The organism is Microbacterium ginsengiterrae (genome assembly GCF_014205075.1).
Lineage (GTDB): Bacteria > Actinomycetota > Actinomycetes > Actinomycetales > Microbacteriaceae > Microbacterium > Microbacterium ginsengiterrae.
Window position 1 is genome coordinate 311,630 of record NZ_JACHMU010000001.1, and the last position, 16,793, is coordinate 328,422.

Consider the following 16,793-nt stretch of genomic DNA (forward strand, 5'->3'; position numbering starts at 1 on the left):
AGTGGGACGCCCCGCTCGAGCACCGTTGCGGTTAATGGTTATGAACTCGCAACAGAGACCGAGCGGTCTAGAGAACGTCTCCTCGGCCGGTGAGTTTCAGCGATTCCACCACGCCCTTGACCCGCTGGGCGTGCTCGGTCGTGGTGACGAGCAGCGCGTCGGGGGTGTCGACGACGACGATGTCCTGCACACCGACGAGGCTGATCACCCTCGAGGTCTGACTGACGAGGATCCCGGTGGCGGCATCCGACAGCACGCGCGCCCGTGGGCCGAGCACCGCGAGGTCGTTCTTGCGGCCGCCGGCGATGAGCTTGGTGAGCGAGGCGAAGTCACCGACGTCGTCCCAGTCGAAGTGTCCGGGGATCACCGCGAGTCGCCCCTTGTCCGCTGCGGGCTCGGCGACCGCGTAGTCGATGGCGATCTTCTTGATCCCCGGCCACACGCGGTCGACGACGGGACCGCGCCGTTCGCGGTCGTCCCACGCCTCGGCGAGCTCCATGAGCCCGGCGTGCAGGGCCGGTTCGTTCGCGGCGATCTCGTCCAGCAGCACGCTCGCCTTGGAGATGAACATGCCCGCGTTCCAGAGGAAGGACCGGTCGGCGTAGTACTCCTTCGCCGTCTCGAGGTCGGGCTTCTCGACGAAGCGCTCGACGGTCGCGGCCTCCGGCGCGCGATCGACGATCAACTCGCCACCCTTCTGGATGTAGCCGAATCCGACCGACGGCTCCGACGGCTGGATGCCGATCGTGCAGATGTACCCGGCGCGCGCGACGGCGACGGCCTGCTCGACGGCGAACTCGAACGTACGCGTCCCTCGGATGACGTGATCGGCGGCGAACGACCCGATGATGACGTCAGGGTCGCGGCGGTGCAGGATGGCGGCGGCGAGACCGATGGCGGCGGCGGAGTCGCGCGGCTCGGACTCGAGGAAGACGTTCTTGTCGGGGATGCCCGGCAGCTGCGCCTCGACCGCCGCGCGGTGCGCGCGACCGGTGACCACGGCGATGCGGTCAGGGCCGGTGAGCGGCTCCAACCGATCCCAGGTGTCCCGCAGCAGTGAATTACCAGATCCCGTCAGGTCGTGCAGGAACTTGGGCGCATCCGCACGCGACAGCGGCCAGAGCCGGCTGCCGATGCCGCCGGCGGGGATCACGGCGTAGAAGTCATCGAACGGCGAGGTCATGGCTTCAGCGTAGTGGGAACGGAAATCTCGACATCGAGACACTTAGGTCACCCTTCGTCGCTCAGGTTGATGATCGGGAATAGGATGGACGACGATCGGGCACGCCCTGCGGTCGGTTCGGACCCAGCGCGTGCTACCGACCTCGCATCGATCAGGGAGGACGACCGTGTCCGCAGGCTCTCGCTTGGCACCGTCGATTTCGGAAACCACATCCAAGTCCCCGCGCGGCACGCTGTATCGCGGTCGCGAGGGAATGTGGTCGTGGGTGCTTCATCGCATCACCGGAGTCGCCATCTTCTTCTTCCTCTTGGTGCATGTGCTCGACACGGCGCTGATCCGGGTGTCCCCCGAGGCGTACAACGCCGTGATCGGCACGTACAAGAACGAGATCATGGCCTTGGGCGAAGTCGTCCTCGTCGCCGCGATCGTGTTCCACGCGATCAACGGTCTGCGCATCATCGCCGTCGACTTCTGGTCGAAGGGCGCGCGCTACCAGCGCCAGCTGTTCTGGGGCGTCATCGCCGTCTGGATCGTGCTGATGGCAGGATTCGCACCGCGCCACCTCATGCTCGCGTTCGCCGGATTCGGAGGGGGCCACTGATGTCCGCACAGACCGTCGCCGCACCGGCGCGCCGCCGTCGGGGTGTCAACCTCGAGAAGTGGGGCTGGGTGTTCATGCGCGCCTCGGGCGTCGTGCTCGTCGTGCTCATCTTCGGCCACCTGTTCATCAACCTGATGGTGGGTGAGGGCATCCACGCGCTGGACTTCGCCTTCATCGCCGGCAAGTTCGCCACGCCGTTCTGGCAGTGGTGGGACGTGCTGATGCTGTGGCTCGCGCTGATCCACGGCAGCAACGGCATGCGCACCATCGTCAACGACTACGTGACCACCCCCGGTGTCCGTAAGACGCTCGTGTGGGCGATCGGCCTCGCAGCCGGCCTGCTCATCGTCCTCGGCACCCTGGTCGTGTTCACCTTCGACCCCTGCCTCGGCGTGACCCAGGACAGCGTCCTGTGGGAACAGTGCGTCTCGCTGGGCGTCGTCGGCAACTGAGAAGAGAGCTACGAGAAGTGACTACTGAGACGCAGGATTCCGTCGTCCGCGACGGCGTGCACTACCACCAGTTCGACGTCGTCATCGTCGGCGCGGGCGGCGCGGGGATGCGCGCGGCCATCGAGGCAGGGCCCGGCGCCAAGACCGCGGTGATCTCCAAGCTCTACCCCACGCGCTCGCACACGGGTGCCGCCCAGGGTGGCATGGCCGCCGCACTGGCGAACGTCGAAGAGGACAGCTGGGAGTGGCACACCTTCGACACCGTCAAGGGCGGCGACTACCTCGTCGACCAGGACGCGGCCGAGATCCTGGCCAAGGAGGCCATCGACGCCGTCATCGACCTCGAGAACATGGGTCTGCCGTTCAACCGCACCCCCGAGGGCAAGATCGACCAGCGCCGCTTCGGCGGTCACACCGCCGAGCACGGCAAGACGCCGGTGCGCCGCGCCTGCTACGCCGCCGACCGCACCGGACACATGATCCTGCAGACGCTGTTCCAGAACTGCGTCAAACTCGGCATCAACTTCTTCAACGAGTTCTACGTGCTCGACCTCATCACGGTCAAGGGCGAGGACGGCGGCACGCAGGTCGCCGGCGTCGTCGCATACGACCTCGCCACGGGCGAGCTGCACGTGTTCCAGGCCAAGTCCGTCGTCTTCGCGACCGGTGGCTTCGGCAAGATCTTCAAGACGACGTCGAACGCCCACACCCTGACGGGCGACGGCGTCGGCATCATCTGGCGCAAGAACCTGCCGCTCGAGGACATGGAGTTCTTCCAGTTCCACCCGACCGGTCTCGCCGGTCTCGGCATCCTGCTCACCGAGGGCGCCCGCGGTGAGGGCGCGATCCTTCGCAACGAGTCGGGCGAGCGGTTCATGGAGCGCTACGCCCCCACGATCAAGGACCTCGCGCCCCGCGACATCGTCGCCCGCTCGATGGTCCAGGAGGTCCTCGACGGCCGCGGCGCCGGTCCCCACAAGGACTACGTGTACCTCGACTGCACGCACCTCGGCGCCGAGGTCCTCGAGACCAAGCTCCCCGACATCACCGAGTTCGCACGCACCTACCTCGGTGTCGACCCGGTGACCGACCCTGTGCCCGTGATGCCGACCGCGCACTACGCCATGGGCGGCATCCCCACCAACAACAACGCAGAGGTCCTCGCCGACAACGACACCGTCGTCCCAGGACTGTACGCCGCCGGTGAGTGCGCCTGTGTCTCGGTGCACGGCTCGAACCGTCTCGGCACCAACTCGCTGCTGGACATCAACGTCTTCGGAAAGCGCGCAGGCAACAACGCCGTCGCCTATGCGAAGACGGCAGAGTTCGTGCCGCTCCCGGAGAACCCGGCCGGTTTCGTCAAGGGGATGCTCGAGGACCTGCGCAACAGCAAGGGGACAGAGCGCGTCGCCGTCCTCCGCAAGAAGCTCCAGGAGGAGATGGACCGCGGAGCTCAGGTCTTCCGCACCCACGAGTCCCTCGAGCACGTGCTCGGCGTCATCGCAGAACTCCGCGAGCGCTACCGGAACGTGTACATCGACGACAAGGGCCACCGGTTCAACACCGATCTGCTCGAGGCCGTCGAGCTCGGCTTCCTGCTCGACATCGCCGAGGTCGTGGTCTACGCCGCGCAGAACCGTGAGGAGAGCCGTGGCGGTCACATGCGCGACGACTTCCCCAAGCGCGACGACGAGAACTGGATGAAGCACACCATGGCGTATCTGACCGGCGACCCGCACTCGTCGACGCCCGCCGATCACATCAGACTCGACTCGAAGCCGGTCGTCCAGACCCGCTACCAGCCGATGGAGAGGAAGTACTGAGCATGTCGAACGCCGTCGCAGAGGCACCCGCCGCCGCAGACCCGGCCGTCCAGTCGTTCCTGGTCACCTTCATCATCCGCCGTTTCGACCCCGAGCAGGACACCGAGCCCCGCTGGGTCGACTACGACGTCGAGCTGTTCTCCACGGACCGCGTCCTCGACGCCCTGCACAAGATCAAGTGGGAGGTCGACGGTTCGCTGTCCTTCCGCCGCTCCTGCGCGCACGGCATCTGCGGTTCGGACGCCATGCGCATCAACGGGCGCAACCGTCTGGCGTGCAAGACGCTGATCAAGGACCTCGACATCTCGAAGCCGATCTACGTCGAAGCGATCAAGGGACTCCCCCTCGAGAAGGACCTCATCGTCGACATGGAGCCGTTCTTCGCCTCCTACCGCGAAGTCCAGCCGTTCCTCGTCGCCAACACCGCGCCGGAGAAGGGCAAGGAGCGCGTGCAGTCGATCGCCGACCGTGCGATCTTCGACGACACCACCAAGTGCATCCTCTGCGCCGCCTGCACCTCGTCGTGCCCGGTGTTCTGGACGGACGGGCAGTACTTCGGCCCCGCGGCCATCGTCAACGCGCACCGGTTCATCTTCGACTCGCGCGACGACAACGCCGAGGTCCGCCTCGACATCCTCAACGACAAGGAAGGCGTCTGGCGCTGCCGTACGACCTTCAACTGCTCGGAGGCCTGCCCCCGCGGCATCGAGGTCACGAAGGCGATCGCCGAGGTCAAGCAGGCCGTCCTGCGCGGCCGCCCCTGATCGACGTCCGAGCGCGCCGCTCCCCTGTTCCGGTGCGATAGCTGCTGAGTAGGGTGAAGGAATGTCGGAGGAGCGAGTCCCGCTGCGCGAGCGCCTCGAGGGCCCACTCGAGCGCGCCACGGAACTGAAGGACCGCACGCTCGAGATCTTCGTCGTCCGCGTGTGGCGAGGGTTTCTCAGGGGCAACGGGTTCCTGCTCTCCGCAGGGATGAGCTATTACGTCCTCTTCTCGCTGTTCGCCATCGTCTTCGTCAGCTTCGCGGCGGTCGGCCTCTGGCTGGGCGCGAGCGAGCAGGCGATCGACATGCTCATCCGCCTGGCCAACAGTTACCTTCCTGGGCTGATCGGCGAGCCGGGGCTCATCAGCCGACAGCAGGTCGTCGACATCGCGACGACCAGCACGGGTCTGCTGAGTCTCACCGGTGCCGTCGCCGTCGGTTTCGCCGCATGGACGGCGATCTCGGCGGTGACGTTCACGCGACGAGCGATCCGCGACATCTTCGGGCTGCCCTTCGACACCCGCTCCTACTGGGTGCTCAAAGGGCGCGATCTCATCGCCGGTGTGCTGTTCGGGTGCGCGCTGCTGCTCGGTGCCGCCCTGAGCGTGCTCAGCGTCTGGGCGCTGGAGTGGCTGTTCGACGTGTTCAGTTGGGATGAGACGTCCTGGGTCATGTCGAGCGCTGGTCGGACGCTGTGGATGACGTCGGCGTTCCTCGTCGACGCCGGTGCTCTCGCGTCGCTGGTGCGCTTCCTCGTCGGCGCCGACCTGCGGTGGCGATTCATCTGGCCCGCCTCGCTCCTCGGCGGCGCGGCGATGGTGGTCCTTCAGCTCGCCGCCGGGCTTCTCCTGACCCGCGTGCCGAGCAACCCCCTGCTCGCGTCGTTCGCAGTGATCATCTCGCTTCTGCTGTGGTGCCGGCTGCTGTCGAGTGTCGTGCTCGTCGCGGCGTCGTGGATCGCCGTCACCGCGGCGGACCACGACCATCCGCTCGAGCTCGAGGACGAGGCTGCCGCCCGCCTCGCCGAGCAGGAGGCTCTCGTGCTGGCGGCCCGTGTGCAGCTGCGCCGGGCGCGCGATGCCTACGACACCGCGCCCTGGTACCGTCGCGCGCGCGCCGCCCGGGTCGTCCAGCGCGCACAGCGGGAACTCGCGGAGGCGCTCGAGGATGCCGAGACGGAGGATGTCTCCGGCTCTCGTTAGGCTGGATGCATGCCTCACCTGCGTATCGCCTCGGTCAACGTCAACGGGATCCGAGCGGCCGCTCGCAACGGTATGAGCACGTGGCTGGACTCGGCCGATGTCGACATCCTCACCCTGCAGGAGGTGCGCGGCCAGGACGAGCACCTCGAAGCCGCCCTGCCCGGGTGGTCGATCATCCACGATGAGAGCAGCGCGAAGGGCCGCGCGGGCGTGGCGATCGCCTCGCGCACTCCCGCTCTGGCCGCGCGCACCGCGTTCGGCGCCGACGACTTCGACTCCGCAGGGCGCTGGATCGAGGGCGACTTCCTCCTCGGCGACCGACCGCTCACCGTCGTCAGCGCCTACGTGCACTCCGGCGAGGCCGACACGCCCAAGCAGGAAGAGAAGTGGAAGTTCCTCGAGGCGTTCGGCTCCCGTCTCGGAGCCCTCGGGCAGGATGACGCACTCGCCCTCGTCACCGGCGACCTCAACGTCGGCCATCGCGAGCTCGACATCAAGAACTGGCGAGGGAACCGCAAGAAGGCGGGCTTCCTCCCCCGCGAGCGCGCATACTTCGACCGTTTCCTCGGCGAGGCCGGTGCCGAGGTCACGGGCGTCGACGGCTCCGTCGGTACCGGACTCGGCTGGGTCGACGTCGGGCGCCGCTTCCACGGTGAAGTCGACGGACCGTACACCTGGTGGTCCATGCGCGGGCAGGCGTTCGACAACGACTCCGGATGGCGGATCGACTACCACCTGGCGACGCCCGCGCTTGCGGAACGTGTGCAGGCCTACAGCGTCGCTCGCGCGGCGACGTACGCCGAACGCTGGAGCGACCACGCTCCGGTGATCGTCGACTACTCCTTCTGACCGGACGGGCGGTCCGGCTCAGCGCGAGGCTCGTACCGGAACCAACCGCGATACTCCATCACCGTCCCGAACAACGGGCTGCGCATGACCGCCGCGATCGTTCGACGCTCATGCACGGGGTCGTAGCCGTTCTCGACGACACCGTCGATCCCCAGCAGCCGCGGCAGACGGATGACCCGGCCGAGGAGTCGGACGCGGCTCGCCCGTGTCGTCAGTCGCAACGCCCCCTGCGTCGTCACCGTGACGTCGAGCAGCACCTCGATCCGACCGAGATCACCGACCGTGTTGACGAGGGTCCCCGGTTCCCTACCGATGTGCAGCACATCGTCGAACCGCTCCTCGCCGCCGCGGAATCGGAAGGTGCGCGTCGCGACCAGGGCCCGCGCGCCGTTCGCTCCGATCGTGGCTCGTTCGACGAGCTCGAACGGCACATCGTGCTCACGGCGGGGCACCAGCAGCCCTGGTCCGACCAGCGGCCGCGCGAGATGCAGCATCCATCGCCAGGGGCTGCCGGCGATCTCGAACACCCCGGTGCCGACCCCGATCATGCCCTCCGGCGGTCCGGCGACGTACTCCCGTACCTCCGGGGCGAGGCTGTCCGCATGCGCGCCGAGCGCGGCGAGGAAGACGGACCGGCGGGCGGTCACTCCCGCCGCTCCTCGCGGTACGGCTTGACGGTCTCCGGAATGTCGGATGCCGGCGGATAGGTGCAGGTGAATTCGCCGCGGTAGCCGAACAGCCGCCCGAACCATCTGTTGCGCACTTCGAGATCGATCACGAAGCATCCTCGGTCGTCGTCGTAGCGCTCGGTGAGGTCCGCGCGGCCGCTGAGCAGCATGGGGAATCGGAACGCCAGCGGGCCCTCGTAGAAGCGCTGCCCGTGCGACCTCAGACGCAGGGCGCCCTCCCGCGTCACGGAGAGCTCGAGGTCGACGGCGAGATGCTGATGACTGCCCAGATAATCGACGATCCCGCCGCGCTGCGCGCTGTGGATCATGGTGGCGTCGAAGCGCCTCCTGCGTCGCGGCGAGACCTGCATCGTACGGACGAACGTCACGGTCTCGCGCCCGTACCCGTCGATGTACGGATGGTTGTCGATGCGGAACGGCACATCCCGCGCCCTCTCCGGGAACATGATGTTGCGCAAGGTGCCGAAGCGGAGGAAGGGCACGGTCCACCACGCGCCGCGTCGGAGCTCGGTCATCACGCCGCGGCCGATGCAGCCGTACCCCGCGGCGACGCCGACGCCGAACCGGCGCTGCAGCTGCGGATGCAGGCGGGCGAAGTCGTCGCCGAGCGCACGCACGAAGATGCCATCGCCCGCCGTCATCGCGCGATCTCCGCCAGCGTTGCCGGGGCATCGTCCATGACCGTCGCCCGTTCACGCGACGCGGGCCGCGCGAGACAGTTGCGCGCACGGGGACGGCCGCGGCGCCCGCGACGCAGCGAGCGCCACCACGTGGTCTCCTCCGGCAGGATGCCGGACTCCGCCCAGAGCCGCAGTCGATCGAAGCTGCGCGCCGTGAGCCACCAGACGAAGGGGCGGATCAGCAGCGGGTCGAGCACCCGTCCGAGGATCCCCCACCCTGGCGCGTAGTCGTACCCGGTGAGGAAGCGCACGCCGTCCTCCGTCGGGATGTAACGCCAGTAGCCGCGCCCTGCACCCAGCGGCGAGAGCGGGTCGTCGCTGTCGAACACGAGCGCCGAGGTGCGCTCACCGCCGCGCGCTGTACGCGTCCCCTTCGAGACCCCGGTGCCGCGGATCGTGTGCAGCCCCAGGTCGAGCTCGTACCGGAACTCCTCTGCTCCGTCGTCACGCACCCGCGTGGGCACGATCGCCGTGAAGCGGGCATCCCACCGCGCGTGTGCGACGGGGTCCTGCGTCAACTGCCAGACCCGATCGAGCGGGGCACGGACGAGGATCTCGACGTAGAGCGGCGCAGCGGCGCCCCTGCGGCGGGTGCGGAAGGCCGAGGACACGGCCCCAGCGTAGGCCATCGGTCACGATGGGGTGGCACGGACCCGCATCGCCCGGCGCATAGAATCGATGGGTGACCAAGCCTCGCCTCTACTCCGGAATGCAGCCATCCGCCGACTCGCTTCAGATCGGCAACTACATCGGCGCGCTTCTGCAGTGGCGCGATCTGCAGGGGTCCTATGACGCGTTCTTCTCGGTCGTCGACCTCCACGCGCTCACGGTCGCGCAGGACCCTGCTGCGCTCCGCGAGAAGACCCGCCGGACTGCGGCGCAGTACATCGCGGCGGGCATCGAACCGTCCCAGTCCACGCTGTACGTGCAGTCGCACGTCCGCGCGCACGCGGAGCTGGCGTGGATCCTCTCGACCATCACCGGATTCGGTGAGGCGGGTCGGATGACGCAGTTCAAGGACAAGTCCGCCCGCTACGGCCAGGACGCGACCAGCGTCGGCCTGTTCACCTACCCGGTCCTCATGGCCGCGGACATCCTGCTCTACCAGACCGATGTCGTCCCCGTCGGCGACGACCAGAAGCAGCACGTCGAACTCACCCGCGACCTCGCCGAGCGGTTCAACTCCCGTTTCGGAGAGGCCTTCGTGGTGCCGATGCCGGTGATCCAGAAGGAGACCGCTCGCATCTACGACCTGCAGAACCCGACATCGAAGATGTCGAAGTCCGCGGAGAGCGACGCCGGCGTGTTGTGGATGCTCGACGACCCCGCGAAGTCGGCGAAGAAGATCATGCGGGCCGTCACGGACAACGAGGGCTCGGTCCGGTTCGATCGCGAGAACAAGCCGGGGGTGTCGAATCTGCTGACGATCTACGCCGCCCTCACCGGACGCCAGATCGCCGCCATCGAGGACGAGTACGCCGGCCGCGGTTACGGGGACTTCAAGAAGGGACTCGCCGAGGTCGTCGTCTCCGAGTTCGAGCCGGTGCGCACCCGTGCCCTCGAGCTCCTCGACGATCCTGCCGAGCTCGATCGCATCCTCGCCGCGAACGCCGAGCGCGCCGATGCGGTCGCCGACGCGACCCTCGCCGACGTCTACGACAAGGTCGGCCTGCTGCGCCGCGTCTGAGCACCCTCACCCACACCACCCATAGGATGGGTGCGTGACCGAGCCGCAGTTCCCCCCGCCCCCTCCGTACGGTGCCGTACCGCCGGTTCCTCCGGCGCAGGGCGGCGAGGCCGCGCCGGCGTACCAGAGCCGTCCGCCGGTGCCGGGTCCGCAGTACTACGCGAATCCTCCGGGGGCATACGCCGCCCCTGTGGGCGGTTACAGCGCACCGTCCGGCGCCTACCAGCTCACGGCTCCCGCCCCGAAGCGAGGGCGCGTGCTCGGGGTCGTGGCGTTCGTGCTCGCGATCGTCGCAGCTGTCGTCGCCCCGATCGTCGGTGGGGCGGCCGGGTACTCGATCGGCTTCGAGCTCCCCTCAGTGATGGAGCGGCTCGACGCCTCGACGTCCGACCTGTCGTTCCTGTCCCCCGTGCGCGACCAGGTGCTCATGGGCGAGATCTCGTTCTGGCTCGGCACGCTCGCAGGCATCGCGGCGATCGTCCTGGGGATCATGGCCATCGTGAAGCGGGCCGGGCGCGCCTTCGGCATCACGGGACTCGTGATCGCCGTCGTCGGCCCCATCATCTTCTTCATCGTGCTCGGGGTGTCGCTCACGCTCGGCGCGGCGGACGGGTCCGGCTCGATCTGACGGCCACGGCCTCCCCGTAGCGGTCAGCGCGGCGCGAAGACCGCTCCTGCGCCCCCGGCGGTCAGCGCGGCGCGTGATGCTTCTGCTGCGCGGCGAGCAGACCCTCACCGACGAGGAGCTCCACGGCATCCGCCGCGTCGGAGACGAGCACGGGCAGGGTGTCGCGTTCGTCCTTGCCGAACGGGGACAGCACCCAGTCGGCCGGGTCCTGTCGTCCGGACGGCCGACCGACGCCGACGCGCACGCGCGGGAAGTCGGGGGTGCCGAGCGCGCGTGCGACATCCCGCACTCCGTTGTGTCCCCCGTGTCCCCCACCGGTCTTGAGCCGCAGCGTGTCGAAGGGGATGTCGAGCTCATCGTGGACGATGACGGTCCGCTCCGGGGTAACCGAGTAGAAGCGCGCGAGAGCGGCGACAGGAGTGCCGGAGACGTTCATGAAGGAGTTGGGCTTCGCGAGGACGAGCTTGTCGCTCCCCGGCCGCAGCCATGTCTCGACGACGCGTGCACCGGCCCTGTGCTCACGGAAGGTCTCCCCGCGGCGCCGCGCCAGCTCGTCCGTCACCATCTGCCCGATGTTGTGACGCGTCGGCGCGTAGCGGGGCCCCGGGTTGCCGAGCCCCACGATCAGCCAGGTGTCGACCATGCGCTTCTCCCCTCGCGGTCTTCGGATACGACGGAGGGGACGCGATCTGCTCGCGTCCCCTCCGTCGATACCGTGTGATTACTCTGCGGCGGCCTCATCGGCAGCTGCGGTCTCGCCCTCAGCGGCGTCGGCGGCCTCTTCGCCCTCGGCCTCGACCTCAGCGGCCGGGACGGAGACGGCGATGAGCAGCAGCTCGGGGTCGTCGATGAGCGTCGCGCCCTTGGGCAGCGTGACGTCGGCGGCAGTGATGTGCGCGCCCTCTTCGAGACCCTCGACGGAGACCTCGACGTGCTCGGGGATGTGCGTCGCCTCGACCTCGAGCTTGATGGTGGAGACCTCGACCGTGACGATGGTTCCGGAGAACGACTCGCCGGTGGTGACGACGGGGACCTCGACCTGGACCTTCTCGCCCTTGCGGACGACGAGCAGGTCGATGTGCTCGATGATCTGGCGCACGGGGTCCTTCTGGACGTCCTTGACCAGCGCGAGGTGGTCCTTGCCGTCGACCTCGAGCTCCAGCAGCGCGTTGGCGCGACGGATGATCAGCGAGACCTGGTGACCGGGCAGCGCGACGTGGACGGGGTCGGTGCCGTGACCGTAGATGACGGCGGGGATCTTGCCGGCAGCGCGCAGGCGGCGGGCGAAGCCCTTGCCGAACTGCTCGCGGACCTCTGCGTGGACCTTGGTGTCCTCAGACATGAATTCTCCTTCGGGGCACACGGCGAACTGCTCGCCGCGCGGTGGTCTTGTGATCGGCTTCCCGACGCAGACGTGCGAAAAAGCCACGGGGCTGAATTCGCCGCGTCGATCACGGATGCCGCGCACGCGAAGCATCCCTCGCCGAGGAACTCCTCCATCGTACCCGATGACCCGATAGGCTGAAACTCAGCTCTTCCCCTCGCAGAAATCGGAGTCCGGCATGATCGACGGCGCTTTCCTCTCGCACGCCATCCTCTGGCTCATCGGCGGCATGACCGTGTGCGCCACGGTGTTCACCATCGGCGCGCTGTTCTCGATGGGACGCACCGCCTACCGCAAGGACTGATCTCTCCGCGACGACAGGGCCCCGGCGTTCGCGGGGACTCAGGCGGTCCGGCGAGAAGCCGGAAGCGTCGTGCGCGCGACATCCGCGATGTGCGCCACGGCCTCCCCCACCTCCGCGGATCCGTCGATCTGCACGCCGCACTCGTCCGGGTGCAACGATTCGAGTGTCTCGAGTTGCGAGTCCAGCAATGAAGTCGGCATGAAGTGCGCCCTCGTTCGCATTCGCTCCTCCAGGACAGTGCGGTCGATCGCCAGCTCGGCGAACAAGACGTCCGGCGCCTCCGCCCGGATCAGGTCGCGGTACCGACGCCGCAGCGCGGAGCATGCGATGACCATGTGATCCGATTCGCCGAGCGTCATGCCGACGAGGCGGAGCCACGGGTGACGATCATCATCGTCCAGGGGGATGCCTGCGCTCATCTTGGCGACGTTGGCCGGCGGGTGCAGATCATCACCGTCGACGAACCGCGCTCCTGTCGCGTCGGCGAGCGCTTGTCCGACCGTGGACTTCCCGGAGCCGCTCGGGCCCATCACGACGATGCGCATTCATTCTCCGGTCGTGAAATCGAGCAGCACCTTGCACGACAGGGCGGGGTCGCCCGCGAGCGCGAACGCATCGCGCGCGTCCGTCGCGGGCCGCACATGGCTGATGATGCCATCGACGTTCAGGGATCCGTCGCCCAGCGCGTCGATGACCTCATCCAGTTCGTCGCCGAACCGGAAGGAGCCGAGCAGGCTGAGCTCCCGGCTGATGGCCGTGGCGATCGGCGTCGGCACCTCCCCCGCACGCTGCAGCCCCAGCAGGACGACCGTTCCACCGCGCGCGGCCGCAGAGACGGCGGCCCAGAGACCGGGAACGGTCCCGCTGGACTCGACGACGACGTCGGCGTGCAGAGCGGCGATGGCCGCATCGTCGCGCGCGTCGAGCACATCGGCGCCGCGCGCACGTGCGAGCGCGAGCGCAGCGGGCTCAAGGTCGGTGAGCGTGATCCGTGACGCACCGTCGCGCGCAGCGACCGCGGCGACCAACTGTCCGATGGGGCCGGCACCGATCACCGCGACAGAGCGACCGCGGACATCTCCCGCTCGCCGCACGGCCCGCCAGGCGACGGCGGCGGGCTCGGCGAGAGCAGCGGTGCGCAGATCGAGAGAGGCCGCGACGGGGCGGAGCATGCGCGTGGGCAGGGCGACGCGACGAGCGAACGCGCCCTGGGTGTGCGGAAGGTGCATCGCGGAGCCGAGGTACGTCGACGCCGGCGCGAGGTTCGGTCGATCGTGCGGCCACGGGGTGACCCCGTCCCCTGCCGGCGTGAGCGGGTGGACGACGACTGCAGTCCCCACGGCGGGGCCCGATCCGTCGGCGGCAGCCTCGGACACGACGCCGGAGACCTCATGGCCGAGGACCATGGGCTCGCGCAGCACGGAGGCACCGGCGGCACCATGACGCCAGTAATGCAGATCCGAACCGCAGATCCCGCCGTACGCGATCGAGACGACGGCTTCGTCCGCGCCGGGCGAGACGGGCCCGACGTCCTCGATCCGCAGGTCGCCGGCGGCATGGGCCACGATGGCGAGATTGTCCACGTCATCCCTCCTTCCGGTCATGCCAGCGGCGTGACCAACTCGATGTCGCCGACCAGGATTCGCACGGTCGCGCCGGCCTCGACGGGCGTCTGCGACAGCGGCGCTCCGGTCATCACGACATCGCCCGGCCCGAGCGGCGACCATGCCGAGACGTATGCGAGGCAGTCGCGGATCGGCATCGGAAGCTCGCTGCTGCCGGTGTCCGCCACCAGCCGGTCGTCGACCAGCACACGCAGACGGATGTCGTCGATACCCGATTCGGTGTCGATCCACGGCCCGAGCGGTGTGTATCCGTCACCGGACTTCGACTCGAAGTTGCGGGGATCCCGCTGGGCGAGGTCGGGGCTCGACAGGTCATTGACGGCGGTGACGCCGAGGACGTACTCGTGCGCGTTCTCCGCGACGAGTCCGTGGGTGGGCTTGCCGATCACGACGGCGATCTCACCCTCGGCCACCGCGGTGCCCGCGTCACGCCGCAGTCGAACGGACTGCCCGCTTGCGACCACGGTGCGCGCGCTCTTCAGCCACGCCTGCACCGGCGACTCATGTGCGGGGCCGTTCTGCGCGATACCGACGACGACGAGAGGGGCGACGGGTGCCAGCACCTCTCCAGCCACGGCGCCGCCCTGCTCGTCATCGGGCGTCCGCGCCTGCGCGAAGGCGAGGAACGGGTCCTCGACCGGCACGAGCCGTCCGTCGTCCTCGCGCACCCACCGCGCGCCGTCATCCGTCGCGACCCGACCGAGCCGCATCAGACGACCGCCGTCATGCCGCCGTCGACGTACAGCGTCTGCCCGTTGACGAAATCGCTGGCCGCGCTCGAGAGGAACACCAGCGCTCCCACGAGGTCGACTGTGTCCCCCCATCGCCCTGCGGGAGTTCTGCCCCGCACCCACGCGGAGAACTCCTCGTCCTCGACGAGGGGGCGAGTGAGCTCGGTCGCGAAGTATCCCGGCGCGATCGCGTTGGCCTGGATCCCGTGCGGTGCGAGGTCGGCGCACAGCCCCTTGGTGAACATCGCAACCGCGCCCTTCGTCGCTGCGTATGCCGCGATCGAAGGGCGAGCGAGCTGCGACTGGACGCTCCCGATCTGGATGATCTTGCCGCTGCCGCGTGCGATCATGCCCGCGGCGACCCGACGGGACAGGTGGAAGACACTGGAGAGGTTCGTCTGCACGAGAGCGTTCCAGTCCTCGTCCGAGAACTCGGCGATCGGTGCTCGGCGCTGGATCCCGGCGTTGTTGACGAGGATGTCCGGCGTCCCGAGCTGCTCCTCGATCGAGCGGATGCCGTCGTCGACGGCATCCGGATCGGTCACGTCGAAGGCGACGCCGGTGCAGTCGGCACCCGTGCTGCGGGCGATCTGCTCGGCGGCATCCACGGCGGCACGCGCGTCCCGGCCGTGGACGGCCACCCGTGCACCTGCGCGTGTGAGTCCCTCGGCGAGCGTCCGCCCGATGCCCCGACTCGAACCGGTCACCAGCGCGGTGCGCCCGGTGAGATCGAATGCCGCGAGGCCGGAGGGCGCCGCGCTCATCGGTCCGCCACCGCGGTGATGGTCACGGTTGTCGCCTCCACGTCGGCCCCGCCCTCGTTGCGCGATACCTTGATGGCGTCGTCCGTGCGGGTGAGGTCGCGTCGGAGCGTCTCCGGGACGAGGAACGTGGATGCCGTGGTGATGAGCGCGAGGGTCCCCATGTAGACCCCGAGGAGGATCCAGTTCCCGTCGCTGACGGCGATGATGTACGCACCGAGCACACCGGCAAGGCCGCCGGCGAGCACCGCCGAGATCTCACGGGCCATCGCGACGCCGAGGTAGCGGTGGCGGTTGCCGAACAGTTCGGGAAGCATGGCGCACTGCGGGCCGAGCATGGAGTTGACGGCGACGCCGATGCCGACCGCGATGACCGCGATCGCGACCGCGTGGTTGCCGAGCGAGAGCAGCCACCAGGCGGGGAACGAGTACAGGAGCATGAAGACGGCACCGAAGCGGTAGACCGTGCGCCGACCGTAGCGGTCGGAGAGGTGCCCGGTCAGCGGCACCGAGAAGATTCCGATCAGCGATCCGAGCGTCACGCCCCAGGTGAGCAGGCTGCGGTCCGCCTGGTCGCCGGCGACGGCGACGAAGAACGCGAGCCCGAGGGTCTGGAACATGTACGAGCCGCCGTTCTCGGCCATGCGGAGACCGATGCCGACGATGACTCCTGGGAGGCCGCGCGTGAAGATGTCACGGATGGGGCGTTCGGCGATCTGCTCGTGCTTCTCGAGCTCGACGAACGTCGGCGTCTCGCGCAGGCGCATCCGGATGAACAGCGCGAGGAGGATGAGGACGAACGAGGACAGGAACGGCACGCGCCATCCCCAGCTGAGCAGCTGATCCTCGGGAAGGAGCGTGATGAGGCCGAACACGATCGCCGCCAGCAGCGTTCCGGCCTGGATGCCGATGAACGGCAGCGCGGAGAAGAAGCCGCGTCGCTTGACGGGTGCGTACTCGGCCATGAGCACCGTCGCTCCCGCCTGCTCCGCACCGGCACCGAAGCCCTGCAGGAGGCGCATGAGCACGAGCAGGATGGGCGCCCAGAGGCCGATGGCCTCGTACGTGGGCAGCAGACCGATCGCGGTGGAGGCGCCGCCCATCAGGAGAATGGTGGCCACGAGCACCCACTTGCGGCCGAGCCGGTCGCCCAGGACGCCGAAGAACAGTCCGCCGAACGGGCGGGCGACGAACCCGACGCCGAACGTCGCGAACGCCGCGACCGTCGCCATGGCCGGGTTGTCCTGCGAGAAGAACAGGACGTTGAAGATCAGCGCCGTCGAGAGGCCGTAGAGGGCGAAGTCGAAGTACTCCAGCGCGCTGCCGATGCTGGATGCCAGGGTCGCACGGCGAAGGTTCGCTGCGTATTCAGGGTCGTCCGTCGCAACGGGCGCGGGTGTACGGGGTTCGGTCACGGCCATCTCCTTCGAT

General features: G+C 68.6%; 20 protein-coding genes. 9 read left to right on the top strand and 11 right to left on the bottom strand.

The window, feature by feature from the left end; translation table 11 throughout:
* Window positions 1–67 precede the first annotated feature (67 nt).
* Window positions 68–1,183, bottom strand: coding sequence for a mannose-1-phosphate guanylyltransferase (locus HD600_RS01585; protein WP_144797333.1), 1,116 nt, complete (start codon window positions 1,181–1,183; stop codon window positions 68–70).
* Between the two features lie 166 nt (window positions 1,184–1,349).
* Here HD600_RS01585 and sdhC point away from each other — a divergent pair, with 166 nt between their 5' ends.
* From sdhC to HD600_RS01615, 6 genes are all read left to right on the top strand, one after another.
* Window positions 1,350–1,784 (top strand): succinate dehydrogenase, cytochrome b556 subunit, encoded by a 435-nt coding sequence (gene sdhC / locus HD600_RS01590; protein ID WP_184281107.1) that lies wholly within the window; start codon window positions 1,350–1,352, stop codon window positions 1,782–1,784.
* Window positions 1,784–2,236 (top strand): succinate dehydrogenase hydrophobic membrane anchor subunit, encoded by a 453-nt coding sequence (locus HD600_RS01595; protein ID WP_144797335.1) that lies wholly within the window; start codon window positions 1,784–1,786, stop codon window positions 2,234–2,236. The genes sdhC and HD600_RS01595 overlap by 1 nt, the downstream gene beginning before the upstream one ends.
* 17 nt (window positions 2,237–2,253) lie before the next feature.
* Window positions 2,254–4,059 carry a succinate dehydrogenase flavoprotein subunit gene (sdhA, locus tag HD600_RS01600; protein WP_184281109.1) on the top strand — a complete coding sequence of 602 codons (1,806 nt, stop codon included), beginning with the start codon at window positions 2,254–2,256 and terminating at the stop codon, window positions 4,057–4,059.
* Between the two features lie 2 nt (window positions 4,060–4,061).
* The gene (locus tag HD600_RS01605) at window positions 4,062–4,823 is read left to right on the top strand and encodes a succinate dehydrogenase iron-sulfur subunit (RefSeq protein WP_144797339.1); all 762 of its coding nucleotides are present in this window, start codon (window positions 4,062–4,064) and stop codon (window positions 4,821–4,823) included.
* A gap of 61 nt (window positions 4,824–4,884) precedes the next feature.
* Window positions 4,885–6,024: a YihY/virulence factor BrkB family protein gene (locus HD600_RS01610; protein WP_184281111.1), complete on the top strand. Its 1,140-nt coding sequence runs from the start codon at window positions 4,885–4,887 to the stop codon at window positions 6,022–6,024.
* Between the two features lie 9 nt (window positions 6,025–6,033).
* A complete protein-coding gene (locus HD600_RS01615; RefSeq protein WP_144797343.1) occupies window positions 6,034–6,873 on the top strand; it encodes an exodeoxyribonuclease III in 840 nt (279 codons plus the stop codon).
* Here the strand turns inward: HD600_RS01615 and HD600_RS01620 are convergent.
* From HD600_RS01620 to HD600_RS01630, 3 genes are read right to left on the bottom strand one after another with little or no spacing between them, the layout of a single operon-like run.
* Window positions 6,861–7,520: a DUF4166 domain-containing protein gene (locus HD600_RS01620; protein WP_184281113.1), complete on the bottom strand. Its 660-nt coding sequence runs from the start codon at window positions 7,518–7,520 to the stop codon at window positions 6,861–6,863. The two genes, HD600_RS01615 and HD600_RS01620, sit on opposite strands and share 13 nt — an antisense overlap.
* Window positions 7,517–8,203, bottom strand: a complete 687-nt coding sequence (locus HD600_RS01625) for a DUF4166 domain-containing protein (protein ID WP_184281115.1) — start codon at window positions 8,201–8,203, stop codon at window positions 7,517–7,519. The genes HD600_RS01620 and HD600_RS01625 overlap by 4 nt, the downstream gene beginning before the upstream one ends.
* Complete coding sequence (locus HD600_RS01630) at window positions 8,200–8,853, bottom strand: SRPBCC family protein (protein ID WP_338402265.1); 654 nt, start codon at window positions 8,851–8,853, stop codon at window positions 8,200–8,202. The genes HD600_RS01625 and HD600_RS01630 overlap by 4 nt, the downstream gene beginning before the upstream one ends.
* A gap of 71 nt (window positions 8,854–8,924) precedes the next feature.
* Here HD600_RS01630 and trpS point away from each other — a divergent pair, with 71 nt between their 5' ends.
* The gene (gene trpS / locus HD600_RS01635; protein ID WP_144797350.1) at window positions 8,925–9,929 is read left to right on the top strand and encodes a tryptophan--tRNA ligase; all 1,005 of its coding nucleotides are present in this window, start codon (window positions 8,925–8,927) and stop codon (window positions 9,927–9,929) included.
* A gap of 34 nt (window positions 9,930–9,963) precedes the next feature.
* Window positions 9,964–10,557: a hypothetical protein gene (locus HD600_RS01640; protein WP_206706039.1), complete on the top strand. Its 594-nt coding sequence runs from the start codon at window positions 9,964–9,966 to the stop codon at window positions 10,555–10,557.
* A 61-nt stretch (window positions 10,558–10,618) separates the two neighbouring features.
* On the opposite strand, the gene pth is transcribed toward HD600_RS01640, so the two are convergent.
* Both pth and HD600_RS01650 read right to left on the bottom strand, forming a co-directional pair.
* The gene (gene pth, locus HD600_RS01645; protein WP_184281117.1) at window positions 10,619–11,200 is read right to left on the bottom strand and encodes an aminoacyl-tRNA hydrolase; all 582 of its coding nucleotides are present in this window, start codon (window positions 11,198–11,200) and stop codon (window positions 10,619–10,621) included.
* A gap of 78 nt (window positions 11,201–11,278) precedes the next feature.
* Window positions 11,279–11,899, bottom strand: coding sequence for a 50S ribosomal protein L25/general stress protein Ctc (locus HD600_RS01650; RefSeq protein WP_184281119.1), 621 nt, complete (start codon window positions 11,897–11,899; stop codon window positions 11,279–11,281).
* A gap of 220 nt (window positions 11,900–12,119) precedes the next feature.
* Between HD600_RS01650 and HD600_RS15000 the strand changes: the two genes are divergently transcribed.
* A complete protein-coding gene (locus HD600_RS15000; RefSeq protein ID WP_277816273.1) occupies window positions 12,120–12,245 on the top strand; it encodes a hypothetical protein in 126 nt (41 codons plus the stop codon).
* A gap of 38 nt (window positions 12,246–12,283) precedes the next feature.
* On the opposite strand, the gene HD600_RS01655 is transcribed toward HD600_RS15000, so the two are convergent.
* From HD600_RS01655 to HD600_RS01675, 5 genes are read right to left on the bottom strand one after another with little or no spacing between them, the layout of a single operon-like run.
* Window positions 12,284–12,790 (bottom strand): gluconokinase, encoded by a 507-nt coding sequence (locus tag HD600_RS01655; RefSeq protein ID WP_184281120.1) that lies wholly within the window; start codon window positions 12,788–12,790, stop codon window positions 12,284–12,286.
* Window positions 12,791–13,828 carry a zinc-binding dehydrogenase gene (locus HD600_RS01660; protein ID WP_260980553.1) on the bottom strand — a complete coding sequence of 346 codons (1,038 nt, stop codon included), beginning with the start codon at window positions 13,826–13,828 and terminating at the stop codon, window positions 12,791–12,793. It lies immediately after the preceding gene.
* A 17-nt stretch (window positions 13,829–13,845) separates the two neighbouring features.
* Window positions 13,846–14,580 (bottom strand): fumarylacetoacetate hydrolase family protein, encoded by a 735-nt coding sequence (locus HD600_RS01665; protein WP_184281122.1) that lies wholly within the window; start codon window positions 14,578–14,580, stop codon window positions 13,846–13,848.
* Entirely contained in the window at window positions 14,580–15,365 is a 786-nt protein-coding gene (locus tag HD600_RS01670) for an SDR family oxidoreductase (protein WP_184281124.1), read from the bottom strand. The genes HD600_RS01665 and HD600_RS01670 overlap by 1 nt, the downstream gene beginning before the upstream one ends.
* Entirely contained in the window at window positions 15,362–16,783 is a 1,422-nt protein-coding gene (locus HD600_RS01675) for an MFS transporter (RefSeq protein WP_144797364.1), read from the bottom strand. The genes HD600_RS01670 and HD600_RS01675 overlap by 4 nt, the downstream gene beginning before the upstream one ends.
* Between the last annotated feature and the right edge of the window lie 10 nt (window positions 16,784–16,793).